Raw genomic sequence first — 241 nt, forward strand, 5'->3', positions numbered from 1 at the left:
CCCTGAACTCGGTGACGTCGCTAACAAAGACGGTATTTGGCTTATCTGGAGTGAACTTGCGGTCAAGTGTGTTGTCGACAATGTGGCTGATCATCCCGTTATAAGAAACATATGGCCTGCGCTGGCGGACCTTGGCTCGAAGCCCCATCTCGCGCATGAGTTTATAGACGAGCTTGTGATTGACCACCCACCCCTGGTTGCGCAGGTCAAGTAGCACTCGTCGGTAGCCGTAGCGATACTT

General features: G+C 53.1%; 1 protein-coding gene. It reads right to left on the bottom strand.

Going from position 1 to position 241, the window contains the following annotated elements; all coding sequences use genetic code 11:
* Positions 1 to 241 (bottom strand): IS3 family transposase (locus tag QP909_RS11850; RefSeq protein WP_284767337.1); only part of this gene is annotated, 241 nt, incomplete at both ends.

Origin of the sequence: Corynebacterium sp. MSK195 (genome assembly GCF_030228885.1) — a bacterium.
Lineage (GTDB): Bacteria > Actinomycetota > Actinomycetes > Mycobacteriales > Mycobacteriaceae > Corynebacterium.